Genomic DNA, 15771 nt, shown 5'->3' with positions numbered 1-15771 from the left:
TTATGTCAATATATCATAAGTATTTAAATCCTTTAGACTATAGATTAATGATATATCATGTTATATTAAATAAGTTAAAAGAACTACCCTTACCAACGAATTTGTCGAATCAAGGAGATTATCTCGACTTTCTCGTTTGTGCTTATTGGCCATTGATCCATTTCATGCTGCAGACGCTCCAAGCTGAGAAAACCCTTCGCCACTCCATTTAATCGGGCCGCTAAGGTCGAGTTCTCGAGCTCCTCGTCGGATGTGTAGAGGGTGCTCAACTTCGCAACTGCATCTGGGAATCTTTTTAAATAATATTTCTGATGCCTGGCTTCAGCCGGATAAAAGGCTTGGAACGGCGCTAGTTCTGTATCCAGATTCCCCTTGTCCCGCTCCAACCTGCTCTTGATCTTCCGGAATGTCTCCTCTTGCTCCTCGTCACGATAAAGAAGAAGCGATTGGTATTGCCGGTCCTTATATCCGTTAATGTTATAAGGATTATGGTTGTTCCAGAATGTCTCTAATAGCGTGTCGTAAGAGACGAGTGCAGGATTGAAAACAAGCTCAACCGTCTCCGTATGGTCGCCCATATTACGATAGGTTGGCTCGTGTGATGTCCCCCCGGCAAAGCCGACACGTGTCTTGATTACACCAGGCATCGCACCAAATAAAGCTTCAGGGCTCCAATAGCACCCCATGCCAAATGTAATTATATGAAGGTTATTCGCCTGCTGGTTAGCGTTCATCTAGTGCCCTCCAATTGAATGATCACCATCTCATACTAAACTATATTTCTGTAAACCGTTTAGATCAAGCAGGGAAGGAAAGCCTAATTAGAGAAAAAGATTAGGAAGCCAAAACCTGGGAGGGTATCATGGGAAGAGTAATTCATTTCGAGATTCATGTCGATGATGTGGAACGTGCAAAGAAGTTTTATGGAGAGGTATTTGGATGGACCTTCGAGGATTGGAGCGACTATGCCGGAATGCCTTACTTCGGAGCCGTAACGGGTGATGCGGATGCCATGGGGATCAATGGTGCTTTGATGAAGCGCATGGGGCCTGCTCCACAGCCAGGTCAAGCGATGAACGGCTTTGCCTGTACAATGGGCGTCGAAGACTTTGATACGACGGCTGCCAAAATCCTCAGCCTCGGCGGCGAGGTAGCCTTGCCGAAGCACGCTCTGCCAGGCATGGCGTGGCAAGGATATTTCACAGACACAGAAGGCAATGTGATTGGTATCCATCAACCTGATCTTAATGCTAAATAACTAGCGTAAACGGCTGCACCGTCCATAAGAGGAGCAGCCTACGTTTCGCGATTGAAATATAGGCACAGTATAGAGAAAACATATACTTTCTTATATTCGAACAAAACCCGACCTCACTTGGTCGGGTTTTTCGTTGCATCCGTCTTCATACGAAGCTGGGCTAACAACTGGTTCTTATCTGCAAGTTGTTTGGAAGATTGTTTGAGGAAACCGTTGATCTCCTCAATTTCTTTTTTCAGCTTGTTCTCACGCGTTATCTTATTGCTCAAGTCATTAGCATTTCGACTTAATTTCTGGTCACGCTGAAGCTTATTAATCGTCGACAACGCCTTTTGGCGTTTGGTCTCACTCTCGCGAACAAGCTTCTGTATGTCAGCAATTTCTTTCTCTAACCGAGTAATCGTAGGAGCAGTGAAGCTAAGTGCCATTCGTACACCTCATAATAATATAATCTTGCCTTATTATCATTTTACTACACTTCTCTTTACTATAGCGAGAACATTGGAATCCCATTATTAGATTAACTAATTGTTTTTTATTTTATACGACTAAAAAAAAACCGACCTCAGGGGGTCGGGGTTCCGTACTATACGACCCTGTTCTCTAAGATCTGGTCGATTTCACTTTTTAGCAACAAGTATCTATGAACATTTCTCATGATAGGAACTTTAGTGAGATTATTTTTATCCACGAATACCTTCATTTGGTCTTTAGTGAGACCAAGTAACTTGCCTGCCTCCGTGACCGTAAATACATCTACGATACTCGTTGCGTTAAAATCTCTTTTTAGTTTTTGGTTCCAGTCTTCAAATACCTTCATGTATCGGTTCCTCTCTTATTCCTAATCGATCGGATACCTCATTATAACATGACTTCATGCAATTGCAGTTATTGAGGCAAGTATTTACATCGATTTCAACCGTACGAGGGATAATAAATAGATGACAAATTTCGCTACACCGCGAAACATAGGATATTTCCCCGCTTCGTAATTGAGATGACATACTTTTTGTTATATGATAAGCTAGACCATTTAATAAGCTTATGACACATTGTTCATGCGATGAGAGAGGAATACTACCCTATATGAATCCAAAACAATTGAATTATACAATGCCAGCTGAATGGACGCCGCACGAGCGTACCTTTATCTCTTGGCCGATCCAAGACTCCATGGTGTATCCGGAACATTACGAACAGGTGAGCGCTGGCTATGCCGAGCTGATCAATGCTATAGCAGAATTCGAACCTGTAACGGTTGTTGTTAATCCCGCAGATATGGAGAAAGTGAGCAGCTTGTTCGCAAATAATACTGCGGTGGAATGCCTGCCGATCGAGCATAACGATGCGTGGCTGCGCGACAATGGCCCAACGTTTGTCGTGGGTCCTGACGGCGAGCTGGCCGGAGTGAACTGGAAGTTTAATGCATGGGGCGGCAAATACTCGCCATGGGATTTGGACGATGCTGTAGCTCCACAGATTCTGAAGCATGTTGACGTCAAACAGTTTGATGCTCCACTTGTCATGGAGGGCGGATCCATCCATACGGACGGTGAAGGCACACTGCTCACAACTGAGGAATGCCTGCTGAACGTGAACCGTAATCCGGAGCTCAGCCGTGAGCAAATCGAAGCGTATGTAAAAGAATTCGTGAACGTAGACACCATCGTATGGCTGAAGCGTGGTCTTAGCGGCGATGAGACAGACGGGCATGTCGATAACATCGCCTGCTTCGCAGCACCTGGCAAGGTGATCCTGCAGGTATGTGATGATCCATCTGACGACAACTACGCGATCACGCAGGAAAATCGCCGTATCTTAAGTGAAGCAGTTGATGCAAAAGGTCGTAAGCTCGAGATTATTGAGCTCGAACAGCCGCCTTATGCAGAATACGAGGACACTCGTCTGACGCTGAGCTACCTGAACTTCTATTTTGTTAATGGCGGCATTATCTTGCCTGTATTTGGCGGGGCAGCAGAAGAAGCCGATCGCAAAGCGATCGATAAGCTGCAAGCGGCGTTCCCGGATCTCCGCATTCGTCCAATCGACGGCATGGCTGTTATACGCGAAGGCGGCAACGTGCACTGCACAACACAACAGATGCCGGCTCGACGCGCATAACAATAAGTTAAACAACAAATTAATAAGATTCGGCTAACAAGGAGGCTGGACATACCCATGAGAACCGTTAAAGTAGCAGCGACACAGATGAGCTGTACAACTAATATAGAAGAAAACATTCGCAAGGCGGAAGCGCTGGTCCGCGAAGCGGCGGCGAAAGGCGCGCAAATTATTTTGCTGCAGGAGCTGTTTGAGACACCTTACTTCTGCCAGAAGGAAAAAGCCGACTACTACGTCTATGCAACGGAGCTTGAGGAGAACAAAGCAATTAACCATTTCCGCGGCATCGCTAAAGAGCTTGGTGTTGTACTTCCGATCAGCTTCTACGAGAAGAAGAACTACGCACGTTATAACTCCCTTGCAGTCATCGACGCCGACGGCGAAGTACTCGGCAAGTACCGCAAGAGTCATATTCCGGACGGCCCTGGGTACGAGGAGAAGTTTTATTTTAATCCGGGCGATACCGGCTTTAAAGTATGGAAAACAAAATATGCCAAAATCGGCGTTGGCGTATGCTGGGACCAATGGTATCCGGAAGCGGCACGCAGCATGGCGCTTATGGGCGCAGAGCTGCTGTTCTACCCAACGGCTATCGGCTCGGAACCGCAGGACGGTTCTATTGATTCCAAGGATCACTGGCAAATGTGTATGAGAGGCCATGCGGCCTGCAATCTGATGCCGGTTATCGCATCTAACCGTATCGGCGAAGAGATCGACGAAGACTCGTCGATTAATTTCTACGGTTCATCGTTTATTGCTGGCCCGCAAGGCAACATGATTGCGGAAGCTGGCCGCGACGAGCACGGCGTGCTTGTTGCTGAGTTCGATCTGGATCAGCTCGAGTCGCAGCGTATCGAGTGGGGCATCTTCCGTGATCGTCGTCCCGATCTGTACGGCGTAATCGCCTCGTATGACGGCGAGATTCGGGTTAGATAATCCGTAATAACAAGAGGACCCTCAAGCCAAATGGCTTGAGGGTCTTTCTGTTATCATATTGGTTTGTAACTTATATGGAAAGGCCGATTCTATGCTGCGTAATACGATTAACCGGTATGTTGCCCATTTTAATGAAGAATTTATTACTTACACCCTTCCGTTAGAAATTATAGAAGACCATACTGCCCTTGAGAGGTTGATCGACAAGTGCATTATGGAGAATAAACTCGTAACATTCTATTACCCAGTTGAGCAATTAACTTTTATGTTCTTTCTCGGACTAGCCAGAAGTGAACAGAATGTTGCTTACGGATATCTATCAGATAAGGATAAATTCAGGGCAAGAATTAATGATACCGGTGCAATAAATAAACGAAGAGTACAGGCTCTTCAGTTAACAGACTCATAGGAAATAATACAGCTGCTGATATCATTTTTATTTTCTCTATTGAGAAATTTTAGAATAAAGGATAATCGGCAGCCAAAGGATCATATAAAACAAATAAAGTGTAATCTTCAAACCTTTTTCCCCTACAAGCTTATGGAGATTATGTAAGGCGTCATACAAATCATTTTTGCTATTAATGTAATCTTGCAGTTCTGGATCCGTTTCATCAACTTCTTCTTCAAAATCAGAAATCATCTCTTTGTATGCATGATCTGCATAAAGTAACCCAATGAGCAAATATACGGCAAGCGATAACGAAGCTATCAAATCATTTTCCCCTTTAGATAAAATCCTATCTATTATACAATTCTATCGCGTTTTCGAGTATGAATCATTTTCCACTTTCATAAAGAAAACCCCCTGGCTGATTGCCTGGGGGTCCTACATCTGATTTAGCTTCTACACCAGCTTCATGTAATAAAGATTTGTAACGCCGTCTTTTGTAATCGTGTGTGCTCCGGCGGCAAGAGATACCTGGACAATGCCATTTGTCATGGCATAGCTTGTTCCATCAATCTTGACTTTTGTGCCGTCTGCTGTATTAAACACCAGTGTTAAAGTTGAAGCTGCAGGCGCCGTGAACGAAATACTGGTTGCACTCTCGATTTTCAAACATTGTGTTAAGGTTAGACCGTTATAGGTCACAGTCCCCTTCGAGGTAGAAAGATTGCCTTGAATAGTGAAGAAGTCGCTTGCCGTTCCGTTTGTTGTAAAGTTATGAACCTGTCCTCCCGTTGTCGGAGTTTCCGATGGGGTTGGAGTTGGTGTATCTGATGGGGTAGGCGTCGGTGTTGGTGTAGCTGTTGGGCTTGGCGTTGGAGTAGGAGTAGGTGTCGGTTCTGTCGAGACGGAGTTGCCTCCAACCGACACAAGCTGTGTAGTGTAGCTGGTTATTTTGGACATCAGAGCTGTATTAATCGTATACAAAGTGTCATCAACAGAGTCATTAAACTCCCATGTAAAATCTCCGTTACCCAGGCGTCCCGCTTCTGCTGTAACCACTTGCTCAACCGTGCTTGCGCTATCAATATTGGATACATTAACTCCCGTATTGACACTTGTATCAAAGTTATTATAAGCAGTCCCGCCAACTAATGCTTTGTAAGAGCTCGGAACCGATTCCGTTCTAGACGAAGCTAAGTATGCATCAAACGAGGTTGCATTAGCCGCAGCAGTTCCGGTATTGGAGTTGGCATAGATCAGACTTTCAGCATTAACAATGATATTGTTATATGCTTTAATCATCCCTCCGTTCTCGCCAGAGAACGTGCCTTCCCCTAACGCATCCGTACCTTGCAGAGAGCTCATCATTGGATCTTTCGTATGTCTAAAATAATTCGATTCAACAAATGCGGATGCTCCTGTTGTAACACCAACCCCATATTTGGAAACACCATCATAGAAGTTATTATAAATATGGGTAGATGCCACTCTTATACGAGGGTGACGAGAGTCCGAATGATCAAACCAGTTGTGGTGGAAGGTTACAAAAAACTCGGTTGACTCACTCAAACCAACAAGAGCTGCTTTTCCGGAGTCCCAATAGTGATTGTATGAGATGTTAATATACGTTGAACCCTTCTTGAGGTCTGTGGAGCCATCGCCTTTTGCCTGATCCGCATCTCCCCCAGCTGTTCCATAGAAGATATCATTGTTATGCACCCATACATTCACATTGCCTGTATCCATCGAAATGCCATCGTCAGGGAATAACATCACCCCTAGATTTCTGACCTCTACGTTACCGACGTAGCGAAGAAGCATTCCCCAGCCATATGCGTAAGCATCTTCACCAATACCTTCAAATGTCATGTTCATTTCGGCGTAATTGCTTTTCCCTTTGACTTCAAGATATCCGCTGCCGTTAAGCTGTCCGCTTAAGTCATTCGCAGTAACCTTCCCGATCAATCGGATGGCCAGTGGAGTTGTATCATAGCCTTTTTGTCTAAGTGTCATAATTTCGCCTAGACCCACAGCGGTTTGTAGCGTACCGGAGCTGCTGACCTTCACATCAAGAGAGACGGTTTGCGCCGTATTCGATGTGACATAGATCACTTGAGCGCCGTTCTTCAGTGTTCCATTATCGTTATAAGCACCTGATCCAGTACCATATTGCGAGTTAGACGAGAAAGCAAAGCCAGATCGGTCGAATGCCGTTACAGTTAAAGGACTCGTAACCACGCTTTCTTTTGAACCGCCTGACAATAGGGCCTCTACCTTTAAAATATAACTGCCAGCTGCCAAGCCTAAGGCATCCGCTCTCCAATTGGATGGATATTTCCGAATTAATTCATTGTCTAATTGTTGATATCCAGCATCTGATGCGCTTGCAGGCTTCACATAAACATTATATCCCTGAGCATTGCTTACAGGAGACCATTCTACATAGGCCGTTTCATTCCAGCCCCCACTGCCCGTTACCGCTAGGCCAGCTGCATGCAAAGTCGGATTAAACACTCCCAATAAGGATAGGGTGAGAACCATCGCCAAAACTAAACCTGTTACACTTGCTATACTTTTCTTCAATTCAGTCCCTCCTAATATGATTTGTATCGTAAGTGGACATCTCCTGAATCCGTTTGCAAAGAGCTGTAAAGCGTCACCCTTCACCTCCCCCTATTTAACTTTATAAAATAATCCTTGATCTGAGGCACCTAGAGCATATCAGCCTGGAAGTCGGTTCCGATACAATCATTTGCTCATATCGCCCTCTTCCCACAGCGTTATCTGAGCTAATGATTATAGGACGGGGTGAAGACACTTATCGAGGCAAAATAAAAAACCACATCCTCATTTGGATGTGGTTGATAGTGATTGATGGTGGTTGAGGGGTACCGTCCCCCTCCAAAGCCTAGGTTTACTCCTTCACCGCACCCAGCATAATACCAGACACGAAGTACCTTTGCAGGAAAGGATAGACAATCAGCATCGGAATCATGGCGATAAATACTTTAGCTGAGTTTAGCGTCCGGTTGGACAGCTCCGACAGCTTCTTATACTGCTCAGGGGTCAAGCTAGTGCCGACCGGAATGTTGACGACAAGCTGCTGAATATACGTTTGGAGCGGATAACTAGCCGCTGTGTTACTGAGCACCAAGCCATTAAAGAACTCGTTCCAGTGATAGACACCAATGAATAATGCCACGGCTGCGAGCACCGGAATGGAGCATGGAATATAAACCTTAAACAATACCGCCCAAGGACCTGCGCCATCGACGACAGCCGCCTCATTCAGCTCCTTCGGTAAATTGCGGAAGAAGTTCATGATCAGGATGACGTCAAATACCGGTACTCCCCCGCCAAGCACTAACGCCCAGATCGTATCAATCAGATGATAGTTCTGAATCGTCAGATACCACGGAATTAGTCCGCCGCTAAACAGCATACAGAAGACCAGAATCCACATAAACGTATTGCGCGTTTTGAATTCTTTGTTAGGCCGAGATAACGGATATGCCATTAATACCGTCATAAACAAGGTGAATGAGGTACCAAGTACAGTACGCTGGATGGAAATCCAGAACGCGTTAAAGAATAAGTGATCATTAATGATTTCCTTATACGGCGACAAGGAGAAACCAATCGGATAGATGGTAACGAGACCTGCGTTAGCAGCGGATTTCTCCGAGATCGATACACAGAAGGTATACCATAGCGGATACAAACAGCTGATGACCAAAAGAGCGAGGACGACGATATTGGCAATATCAAACGTCCGTGAGGCTAACGTTGTATTTCTGACCAATGCAGCGTCCTCCTTTTAGAAAATCGTGTAGTCGGCATAACGGTATGCCAAGCGATAGGATACATAGATGAGCACAAAGCTGATAACCGACTTGAACAATCCAGCCGCGGTCGCGAGCGAGAACTGAAGGTTTTGCAAGCCTAGCCTGTATACCCATGTATCTAACACGTCCCCGGTTGAATACACGAGCGGGTTGTACAGGTTATACACTTGATCAAAGCCTGCGTTCAGAACATTGCCAAGACTCAAGACGCCTAGCAATACAACCGTAGTCGTCAGAGCAGGCAGTGTAACGTTCCGGATCAGCTTCCATCGGTTAGCACCGTCAATAGCAGCCGCCTCGTATAGACTTTGGTTGACGCCAGTCAGCGCTGCAAGATAAATGATTGCGTTATAGCCAAATTCTTTCCATACATCGGTGCCGATAATGAGCTGCCGGAATATACTCGAATCGGCCATAAACAATTTTGGATCAACACCGAAGTAACCAATGATTGTATTTACAACGCCATAATAGCCGAAAATTCCAATGACAATCGTCGACATAATAACCCACGACAAAAAGTGAGGCAGGTACACGACGGTCTGAACCAGCCTTTTGTAGCGCAGATTGCGCAGCTCATTCAGCAGAATAGCAAAGACAAGCGGAACAACGAGATTGAAGAAGATTTTACCAACGGAGATAATAAGGGTGTTTGTAATAACCGTCTTGCTGTCATTCAGTTGAAACATGTACTTGAAGTTCTCGAGCCCAACCCACTCTGATTTCAACAGCCCCATTCCCGGATTATAATTCTGAAATGCCATCAGAATTCCGAACATAGGCACAATACTGAACATTATGAGCCAGACCATACCCGGCAGCAGCATAAAATAATAGTGCTTCTGATGGCCCAATTTTCTCATTACAGCTAACCTCCAATCATCCTGGCCGGTTATTAAGGCTTGCAGAAGGCACTCATCTAGCAAGTGCCTCCGCAAGCTTTCAGCATTCTTATTTGCTCAAGAGTTCCGCAACTTCCTTCGTAATTTCATCGCCGCCTTGCGATTTCCAGTCCTTCACGAATTTGTCGAAGGAATCAATGGACGCCTGGCCAAGAATGATCTTCAGAACAGTTTCGTCTTCCATCTTCTTAAGGTTCGCCCACTTAGTCTCCATTGTTGGCGTTTGGTTATAAGTGACGCTGTAAACCTTATTGTCGATTGGAGTTGTTGCAAACGGACGATCCCCAACTAAGAGGGAGTATAAACGCTGGAAGTCGCCGAAGTTCGCCGTACTGAAGTTGCTTACACCCAGCTCGTCATACGGAGGCTTAACAACATCTCTTACCTTCTTCGCATCTGCATACATCAGCTTATACAAGCTGTTTGGCTTGTTATAATCCTCTGGCTCTGCTTCGCCCTTCAGAACTTTCATGAGCTCGGTATACTCGTATTCCGTTTCATTAGCCGCAGCCATAACGTTACGGAGTGGATACCAGCCTACAGCAACGGACAGATCAAAGGTCGCTTCATCACGCACAAGGGCGTTGTTCATAATGAGGATGGCTTTGACAACATCCGGTTTAGCGTTTTTGCTGATAACGGTATACGTGCTGCCTGTTGTTTTCATATGCGAATTCCACTTTCCGTCATCGGTGTAGATCGGATAAGCCTGCCAGTTCGCTGTTGGATCGTTCTTGAAGGAGTCACCGTTGCCGTATCCGCCGTTCCACCATGGTCCGGAGAAAATACCTGTTTGGTTAGCATTTACCGGGTCTCCTACGTTATCGCGGGTGCCTACCTCTGGATCAATAAGCCCCTTCTTGTACCAGTCAGCCAGCAAAGCCAATGTTTTCTTTGTATTCTCTGACGTTGTTCCGTACGACACCGTTCCATCGCCATTATCGAGCCAATAACCCGGATAAGCATTCATTGCGCCAAAGATCGGGTCAAAGCCGCCCATATTGTTGGAGGACACGAGGAATGTGGAATAAGGGAATGTATTTTTGGATGGACCGCCAATACCAATCGTTTTGTCTCCGCCCAGCTTGTTATCGATAAACGCTTGTGCTGTCTTCTCGATATCCGCCACCGTCTTAGGTACCGGCAGACTGAGCTTATCCAGCCAATCCTTGCGGACCCACATCACGTGAACGCCATCGGTATCTACAGTAATGTTCGGGAGCGACACCATCTTGCCTTTGTAGCTAGCGTTTTCCAAAGCGCGTCCTTCGGTACTTGCCATAATGTCCTTCACTTGCTGGGATGCATACTGATCGAAAAGATCGCCAATATCGTACAGCAGTCCCGAGCTTGCCGCTTTGGTCATGAAGGAGCGGTCATCAACGACCATACCGTCTGGCAGTTTGCCTGATGCGATTGTCAAGCTGACCTTCTGCTTGAAATCGTTGCCTGTCGCTGCCGTCCAATCCACAATCACGTTGATGTTGTACTTATCCTTAAGGTAACGTGTGTACTGGTTGTTGCTGACACTATCGCCTTCCGGAAGAGTCTTGTCTGTTGGATCCACCACCATGCCGATGTGAACATCAACAGGTTTCGGAAATTTGGAGAACGCCAGGTCGTCTCCCGAAAGGGCTGGGCTTGCTTCTGCATTTGAATCTGGTGTTGAAGACGCTTTCACATTATTGTTCGATGAATCGTTAGAAGAACATGCTGCCAAACTTACTCCAAGTAGTGCGACGGAAAGAATTGCTGCCATATTTCTTTTCATCTGACCCCTCCTAAAAGAATTGTAAAACAATTCTTGCTTCGTAAGCGTGAGCTTAAGAATTGCGAAGCTATTCTTGCCTTGTAAGCGCTTGCTTGTTCCTTGCCTTCTCATTGTACATGGAAAGCGGAGAAAAAAAGTCAGATGGATGTGCCGTGTTTTGTGATGGGAAATGAGCCAAGGTAGGTATTTGTTCGATCGATTGCAATCATTCATCCCCCCTGTGGAATTGAGCCCGGAATTCGGAGGGCAAGAGATGAGTCTGTTCATAGAAGAGCTGTGAGAAATACTTGGAGTCGTTGTAACCTACGGCATGAGCAACCCACGCAATCGACTGATTGGTCTCGCATAGCAGCCGCTCAGCGGCTCTTATCCGCTCTTGTCTTAAGTAATCATTGAACGTCAAACCTGTCAGCTTTTTAAAACATTGGCTAAAATAACTTCGGCTCATGTGCACATGATCAGCGACGTCCTCGGCATGCAGTGTATTCGAAGCCTGCTCGCGAATAAACAACACAGCCTTTAGAATGCTAGTCGTCGTATTGGTAAAATCAGAGGATGCCGCAACCTGTGCATAGACACGTTTTCTGTAATCGCGCAGCCATTCAATCGCCGACCGGAGGTCACTCCCATCAGACCGGAGCTCGGCGTCCAATGCAATAACAGATTCCAATTGGGACAACACGCGCATAAACAGCCCTTCCAGACGACGAAAAGAAACCTTGGCTTCGATAGTCTGTTTGCATAGGCGCTGAAAAACCGATTCATTATAGAGCCAATAATGAGCGCGCCACTCCTGCTCCAGCCTGCACCACTCTTCCTCCTCCTGTGAGCAGTTATTTTTCTCAACAACAGGAGCAAGCGTAGTTATCTCAGGGGGAGTGGTTGTACGATGAATCATCTCGCCTGTCATTTGCTGCTGGATTCGTCTCAATATTAACTCGTCATCCTCCGATTCCAGACGCACCTTAGAAATATAATCGAGCACACCCATGCGGTAAGCCGTTTGTACATTCTCGAACTCTTCATGGAAAGACAAAATAACGGAACGAAGCCCCGGGAATCTTTGCCGTGTAACTTGCAGCAGCTCCATTCCAGACATGACAGGCATAGAGAGATCCACGAACATGAGATCTACCTCATTCCCTTCCATAAACTCCAGTGCCTTTGCGCCATTCGCTGCCTCTCCAACCACGATCATATCGTGATTGGACCAAGGCATGATCGAAATCAAGCCTTTACGCGCCAGCTTATCATCGTCAACAATTAATACACGAATCAAATCGCTCTCTCCTTTCGATGCTGAAGAAAAGGAAGGTCTAACGTAACTGTTGTGCCTTGATTCGGCGTGCTTTCTATACCCATACGAGCTGTATAGCCATAAAATGATTCCAGCATGGATCGAACATATCGAAGCCCAATTCCCCAGCCTGTCTGCTGCTGATCCGGCGTGTCGCGCTGTAGTAAGGAAAGTGTCTCCTGACTCAGCCCCTTACCATCATCGCGGATTACGATGCGCACCATCTGTGCCTTTTCATCGGACGATATGCTAATTTCAAGATTGCCGTTATCATCAAGACCATGACAGACGGCATTTTCCACGATTGGCTGAAGGATGAATCTTGCAACTGCGCTATCCAGATAAGCACCTTCTTCAACATCCAATGTCACCTCAAAATCATGCCGCATCTGCTGCAGCTCCAGGTATGTTCGCATAATTTCTATTTCCGATCTGAAGGTAGCTGATTCTTTTGATTTGCCCAAGTTATAATTCAACAAAATAATTAATGAGGAGACAAATTTCTCAATTTCCTCCTGCTTGTGCATGACGGCTAGCCAGCGTACCGAATTGAGCGTATTCATCAAAAAATGCGGGTTGATCTGGTAGGCCAGCTTTTCGATCTCCAGCTGATGCCGCCGCTTTTCCTTCTGCTCCACGTCCAAAATTAGCTGTTGAATCTGGCGCTTCATAATATTAAACTGATCGAAAATCCGGTCAAATTCATCGATCCCCGTATGATATTGGCTGGTGCCCATATATCCCTTACCAAACGTCCTCATTTCCTTCTCGATTAATCGGAATGGCCGGTTAATGAGCCTCCGCAATACCAGAGTAAGCATAAACATCATCAGAAGGGCAATGGCGAGAATCCAGTACATATGATTTTTCCACGTATAGAGCTCGTGATTGTAATAAGAGACAGGAAGAAGCATCGTAATGCCGTAGCCGTAATCGCCGTTCATTCGGTTCCATACATATTCGTCCGACATACCCGACTGTCCACTAAGCATAAGATGCTCTCCAGCCGTAAAAGCCGTTGGGTTACTACTATAAGTCACCATGTCTGCCGTATCCGTAAAAACAAGCGTGTAGGGCATGTTCAATCTCTCTGTAAGCGAATTCATATCTGTCGTAATATCGGACTTAGCCTCAACATATACGACCAGCTGTGTTCCGTCTGAGAATCTAACCTCCCTAGTCACTGACACCACCTGATCATCGCTGAACCGGCATAACGACTTATGTGGGGACTGGTATTTCAGCTCACCCATACCGGCGACATTCGGCAAAGATTGCAGCTTGAAGTCACCACGCAGCGGCAAGTTCGAATAAGAGGCTTCTCCACTTGAAGTATTAAAATACATAACCAGCTGCATAGCCGGGTTCGAAAAAGTAATTAATCCAATATTGTAGGAAATATCGCGTGAGAGAAGACGCTGGCTGTATGTGTCTTCAGCATAAACATATGACTCCATCAAGTGACCCACTGTGCCTTCCGGCGTCATCTGCTGGGTAACTTGAAGCAAGTTATTATACATCTGATTTAACTTCGAGGTTTGCTGGTATAGATCAAAAGCCATTGAGGTCTTAATTTTATCGCGCTGCATCGTGTAAATCGCATTGTAGGAGACAGAGGCCATCAAGATGGCACACCCCACAAGGCCAATGGTTAAAAACACCATAATACGTTTGCGAAGAGAGGAAAAAACAAATCGATTACGAAGCATAGACAAGAAGGTAAATTTTCTACTGGTAGACTTCATCAAGCGAATGCCGAGCACCTCCACCGCCAAAGAACAAGTATGGAACAATATTCGCTGTTAAAGAGGCTAATCCTTCTAGCGGGGTCTAAAGCTACGGAGGAAAGTATTACATACAAAAAAGAAGCCTATTATCTGAATAGATAATAGGCTTCTGACATGAAAAAGGGAATACACCCACAATATTAAAAAATGGTCGGGATGACACGATTTGAACATGCGACCCCCTGGTCCCAAACCAGGTGCTCTACCAAGCTGAGCTACATCCCGAAAAATGGAGCGGAAGACGGGAATCGAACCCGCGACCCTCGCCTTGGCAAGGCGATGCTCTACCGCTGAGCCACTTCCGCTTATGGTGCGGTCAAGAGGACTCGAACCTCCACGTCATTGCTGACACTAGAACCTGAATCTAGCGCGTCTGCCAATTCCGCCATGACCGCAAAAAAATATGGTGCGCGTAGAGGGACTTGAACCCCCACGGTTGCCCGCCAGATCCTAAGTCTGGTGCGTCTGCCAATTCCGCCATACGCGCATGATAAAACTTATAAAAGTGAGCCATGAAGGACTCGAACCTTCGACACCCTGATTAAAAGTCAGGTGCTCTACCAACTGAGCTAATGGCTCACAAAGAAAAATGGTGGAGGGCGATGGATTCGAACCACCGAACCCGAAGGAGCAGATTTACAGTCTGCCGTGTTTAGCCACTTCACTAGCCCTCCAAAAACTATGGTGCCGGCGATAGGAGTCGAACCCACGACCTACTGATTACAAGTCAGTTGCTCTACCAACTGAGCTACACCGGCATATTGAAATGTTGAACCATCTAACATGGTGGCTCGGGACGGAATCGAACCGCCGACACGAGGATTTTCAGTCCTCTGCTCTACCAACTGAGCTACCGAGCCTGATGTTTGATGAAATGGCGGAGCTGACGGGATTCGAACCCGCGGTCTCCTGCGTGACAGGCAGGCATGTTAGGCCTCTACACCACAGCTCCACATCGCGTTCTCGGTAAAAACCGAAGATAAAGTTTTGGTTGCGGGGGCAGGATTTGAACCTGCGGCCTTCGGGTTATGAGCCCGACGAGCTACCGGGCTGCTCCACCCCGCGTCATTTGTAAAAATCTTATATGGTGGAGGCTGAGGGGATCGAACCCCCGACCCTCTGCTTGTAAGGCAGATGCTCTCCCAGCTGAGCTAAGCCTCCATATTTGACTCCGGGGTCCCCGAAAAGTAATCGGATTAACCTTCGAAGCATAACTTCACTTTTTGGGGTAAAGTTTGGTGACCCGTAGGGGACTCGAACCCCTGTTACCTCCGTGAAAGGGAGGTGTCTTAACCACTTGACCAACGGGCCTTAAAATTCGCCTAGCAAGATCTACTTTGCAAGAAAAGTTAATGGCAGAGAGGAAGGGATTCGAACCCTCGAGACCCGGTTAGAGCCTACACGATTTCCAATCGTGCTCCTTCGACCACTCGGACACCTCTCTATATGGCTCCCCGAACAGG

The 15771-nt window shown here is 46.3% G+C and carries 14 protein-coding genes and 13 tRNA genes; 4 read left to right on the top strand and 23 right to left on the bottom strand.

Annotated elements, in window-relative coordinates; all coding sequences use genetic code 11:
• Positions 1-89: 89 nt before the first annotated feature.
• Positions 90-734, bottom strand: coding sequence for a peptide-methionine (S)-S-oxide reductase MsrA (locus AC0YNT_RS10860; RefSeq protein ID WP_475804573.1), 645 nt, complete (start codon positions 732-734; stop codon positions 90-92).
• Between the two features lie 128 nt (positions 735-862).
• Here AC0YNT_RS10860 and AC0YNT_RS10855 point away from each other — a divergent pair, with 128 nt between their 5' ends.
• The gene (locus AC0YNT_RS10855) at positions 863-1258 is read left to right on the top strand and encodes a VOC family protein (RefSeq protein ID WP_475804572.1); all 396 of its coding nucleotides are present in this window, start codon (positions 863-865) and stop codon (positions 1256-1258) included.
• A 113-nt stretch (positions 1259-1371) separates the two neighbouring features.
• Here AC0YNT_RS10855 and AC0YNT_RS10850 read toward each other — a convergent pair whose 3' ends face one another.
• Positions 1372-1686 carry a hypothetical protein gene (locus tag AC0YNT_RS10850; protein WP_475804571.1) on the bottom strand — a complete coding sequence of 105 codons (315 nt, stop codon included), beginning with the start codon at positions 1684-1686 and terminating at the stop codon, positions 1372-1374.
• A 158-nt stretch (positions 1687-1844) separates the two neighbouring features.
• Positions 1845-2078 carry a DNA-binding protein gene (locus AC0YNT_RS10845; RefSeq protein WP_441892590.1) on the bottom strand — a complete coding sequence of 78 codons (234 nt, stop codon included), beginning with the start codon at positions 2076-2078 and terminating at the stop codon, positions 1845-1847.
• A 266-nt stretch (positions 2079-2344) separates the two neighbouring features.
• On the opposite strand from AC0YNT_RS10845, the gene AC0YNT_RS10840 reads away from it, so the two are divergent.
• From AC0YNT_RS10840 to AC0YNT_RS10830, 3 genes are all read left to right on the top strand, one after another.
• Entirely contained in the window at positions 2345-3379 is a 1035-nt protein-coding gene (locus tag AC0YNT_RS10840; RefSeq protein ID WP_475804570.1) for an agmatine deiminase family protein, read from the top strand.
• Positions 3380-3436: 57 nt separating this feature from the next.
• Positions 3437-4315, top strand: coding sequence for an N-carbamoylputrescine amidase (gene aguB / locus AC0YNT_RS10835; RefSeq protein ID WP_475804569.1), 879 nt, complete (start codon positions 3437-3439; stop codon positions 4313-4315).
• 91 nt (positions 4316-4406) lie between these two features.
• Positions 4407-4724, top strand: a complete 318-nt coding sequence (locus tag AC0YNT_RS10830; protein ID WP_475804568.1) for a hypothetical protein — start codon at positions 4407-4409, stop codon at positions 4722-4724.
• A gap of 36 nt (positions 4725-4760) precedes the next feature.
• Here AC0YNT_RS10830 and AC0YNT_RS10825 read toward each other — a convergent pair whose 3' ends face one another.
• The 20 genes from AC0YNT_RS10825 to AC0YNT_RS10730 all read right to left on the bottom strand — a co-directional run bounded on the left by AC0YNT_RS10825 (position 4761) and on the right by AC0YNT_RS10730 (position 15752).
• Complete coding sequence (locus AC0YNT_RS10825; RefSeq protein WP_475804567.1) at positions 4761-5030, bottom strand: hypothetical protein; 270 nt, start codon at positions 5028-5030, stop codon at positions 4761-4763.
• A gap of 132 nt (positions 5031-5162) precedes the next feature.
• Positions 5163-7247, bottom strand: coding sequence for a pectate lyase family protein (locus AC0YNT_RS10820; protein WP_475804940.1), 2085 nt, complete (start codon positions 7245-7247; stop codon positions 5163-5165).
• Positions 7248-7620: 373 nt separating this feature from the next.
• On the bottom strand, positions 7621-8508 hold the full coding sequence (locus tag AC0YNT_RS10815; protein WP_475804566.1) for a carbohydrate ABC transporter permease: 888 nt from the start codon (positions 8506-8508) through the stop codon (positions 7621-7623).
• A 15-nt stretch (positions 8509-8523) separates the two neighbouring features.
• Positions 8524-9414 (bottom strand): ABC transporter permease, encoded by an 891-nt coding sequence (locus AC0YNT_RS10810; protein ID WP_475804565.1) that lies wholly within the window; start codon positions 9412-9414, stop codon positions 8524-8526.
• Positions 9415-9502: 88 nt separating this feature from the next.
• Positions 9503-11224: an extracellular solute-binding protein gene (locus tag AC0YNT_RS10805; RefSeq protein ID WP_475804564.1), complete on the bottom strand. Its 1722-nt coding sequence runs from the start codon at positions 11222-11224 to the stop codon at positions 9503-9505.
• 205 nt (positions 11225-11429) lie between these two features.
• Positions 11430-12503: a helix-turn-helix domain-containing protein gene (locus AC0YNT_RS10800; RefSeq protein ID WP_475804563.1), complete on the bottom strand. Its 1074-nt coding sequence runs from the start codon at positions 12501-12503 to the stop codon at positions 11430-11432.
• Positions 12500-14266: a sensor histidine kinase gene (locus AC0YNT_RS10795; RefSeq protein WP_475804939.1), complete on the bottom strand. Its 1767-nt coding sequence runs from the start codon at positions 14264-14266 to the stop codon at positions 12500-12502. Before AC0YNT_RS10795 ends, AC0YNT_RS10800 begins: the two co-directional genes overlap by 4 nt.
• Before the next feature lie 190 nt (positions 14267-14456).
• A tRNA-Pro gene (locus AC0YNT_RS10790) sits at positions 14457-14533 on the bottom strand.
• Between the two features lie 5 nt (positions 14534-14538).
• Positions 14539-14613 (bottom strand) — tRNA-Gly (locus AC0YNT_RS10785).
• 3 nt (positions 14614-14616) lie between these two features.
• Positions 14617-14703: transfer RNA gene (locus AC0YNT_RS10780), tRNA-Leu, on the bottom strand.
• Positions 14704-14712: 9 nt separating this feature from the next.
• A tRNA-Leu gene (locus tag AC0YNT_RS10775) sits at positions 14713-14795 on the bottom strand.
• Between the two features lie 19 nt (positions 14796-14814).
• Positions 14815-14887: transfer RNA gene (locus tag AC0YNT_RS10770), tRNA-Lys, on the bottom strand.
• Between the two features lie 11 nt (positions 14888-14898).
• Positions 14899-14982: transfer RNA gene (locus AC0YNT_RS10765), tRNA-Tyr, on the bottom strand.
• A gap of 8 nt (positions 14983-14990) precedes the next feature.
• Positions 14991-15066: transfer RNA gene (locus AC0YNT_RS10760), tRNA-Thr, on the bottom strand.
• 26 nt (positions 15067-15092) lie between these two features.
• Positions 15093-15168 (bottom strand) — tRNA-Phe (locus tag AC0YNT_RS10755).
• Between the two features lie 15 nt (positions 15169-15183).
• Positions 15184-15260: transfer RNA gene (locus AC0YNT_RS10750), tRNA-Asp, on the bottom strand.
• Positions 15261-15296: 36 nt separating this feature from the next.
• A tRNA-Met gene (locus tag AC0YNT_RS10745) sits at positions 15297-15373 on the bottom strand.
• A 20-nt stretch (positions 15374-15393) separates the two neighbouring features.
• A tRNA-Val gene (locus AC0YNT_RS10740) sits at positions 15394-15469 on the bottom strand.
• A gap of 75 nt (positions 15470-15544) precedes the next feature.
• Positions 15545-15619: transfer RNA gene (locus tag AC0YNT_RS10735), tRNA-Glu, on the bottom strand.
• Positions 15620-15661: 42 nt separating this feature from the next.
• Positions 15662-15752: transfer RNA gene (locus AC0YNT_RS10730), tRNA-Ser, on the bottom strand.
• Between the last annotated feature and the right edge of the window lie 19 nt (positions 15753-15771).

The organism is Paenibacillus sp. J22R56 (assembly GCF_056269375.1).
Note: the sequence above shows the minus strand (reverse complement) of the source record. Positions and strands in the feature narration are given on the sequence as shown.

Bases quoted from the DNA above. Each gene is read 5' to 3' on its own strand.
- AC0YNT_RS10860 (WP_475804573.1), bottom strand. From the start codon at position 734: ATGAACGCTAACCAGCAGGCGAATAACCTTCATATAATTACATTTGGC.
- AC0YNT_RS10855 (WP_475804572.1), top strand. From the start codon at position 863: ATGGGAAGAGTAATTCATTTCGAGATTCATGTCGATGATGTGGAACGT.
- AC0YNT_RS10850 (WP_475804571.1), bottom strand. From the start codon at position 1,686: ATGGCACTTAGCTTCACTGCTCCTACGATTACTCGGTTAGAGAAAGAA.
- AC0YNT_RS10845 (WP_441892590.1), bottom strand. From the start codon at position 2,078: ATGAAGGTATTTGAAGACTGGAACCAAAAACTAAAAAGAGATTTTAAC.
- AC0YNT_RS10840 (WP_475804570.1), top strand. From the start codon at position 2,345: ATGAATCCAAAACAATTGAATTATACAATGCCAGCTGAATGGACGCCG.
- aguB (WP_475804569.1), top strand. From the start codon at position 3,437: ATGAGAACCGTTAAAGTAGCAGCGACACAGATGAGCTGTACAACTAAT.
- AC0YNT_RS10830 (WP_475804568.1), top strand. From the start codon at position 4,407: ATGCTGCGTAATACGATTAACCGGTATGTTGCCCATTTTAATGAAGAA.
- AC0YNT_RS10820 (WP_475804940.1), bottom strand. From the start codon at position 7,247: ATGGTTCTCACCCTATCCTTATTGGGAGTGTTTAATCCGACTTTGCAT.
- AC0YNT_RS10810 (WP_475804565.1), bottom strand. From the start codon at position 9,414: ATGAGAAAATTGGGCCATCAGAAGCACTATTATTTTATGCTGCTGCCG.
- AC0YNT_RS10805 (WP_475804564.1), bottom strand. From the start codon at position 11,224: ATGAAAAGAAATATGGCAGCAATTCTTTCCGTCGCACTACTTGGAGTA.
- AC0YNT_RS10795 (WP_475804939.1), bottom strand. From the start codon at position 14,266: ATGAAGTCTACCAGTAGAAAATTTACCTTCTTGTCTATGCTTCGTAAT.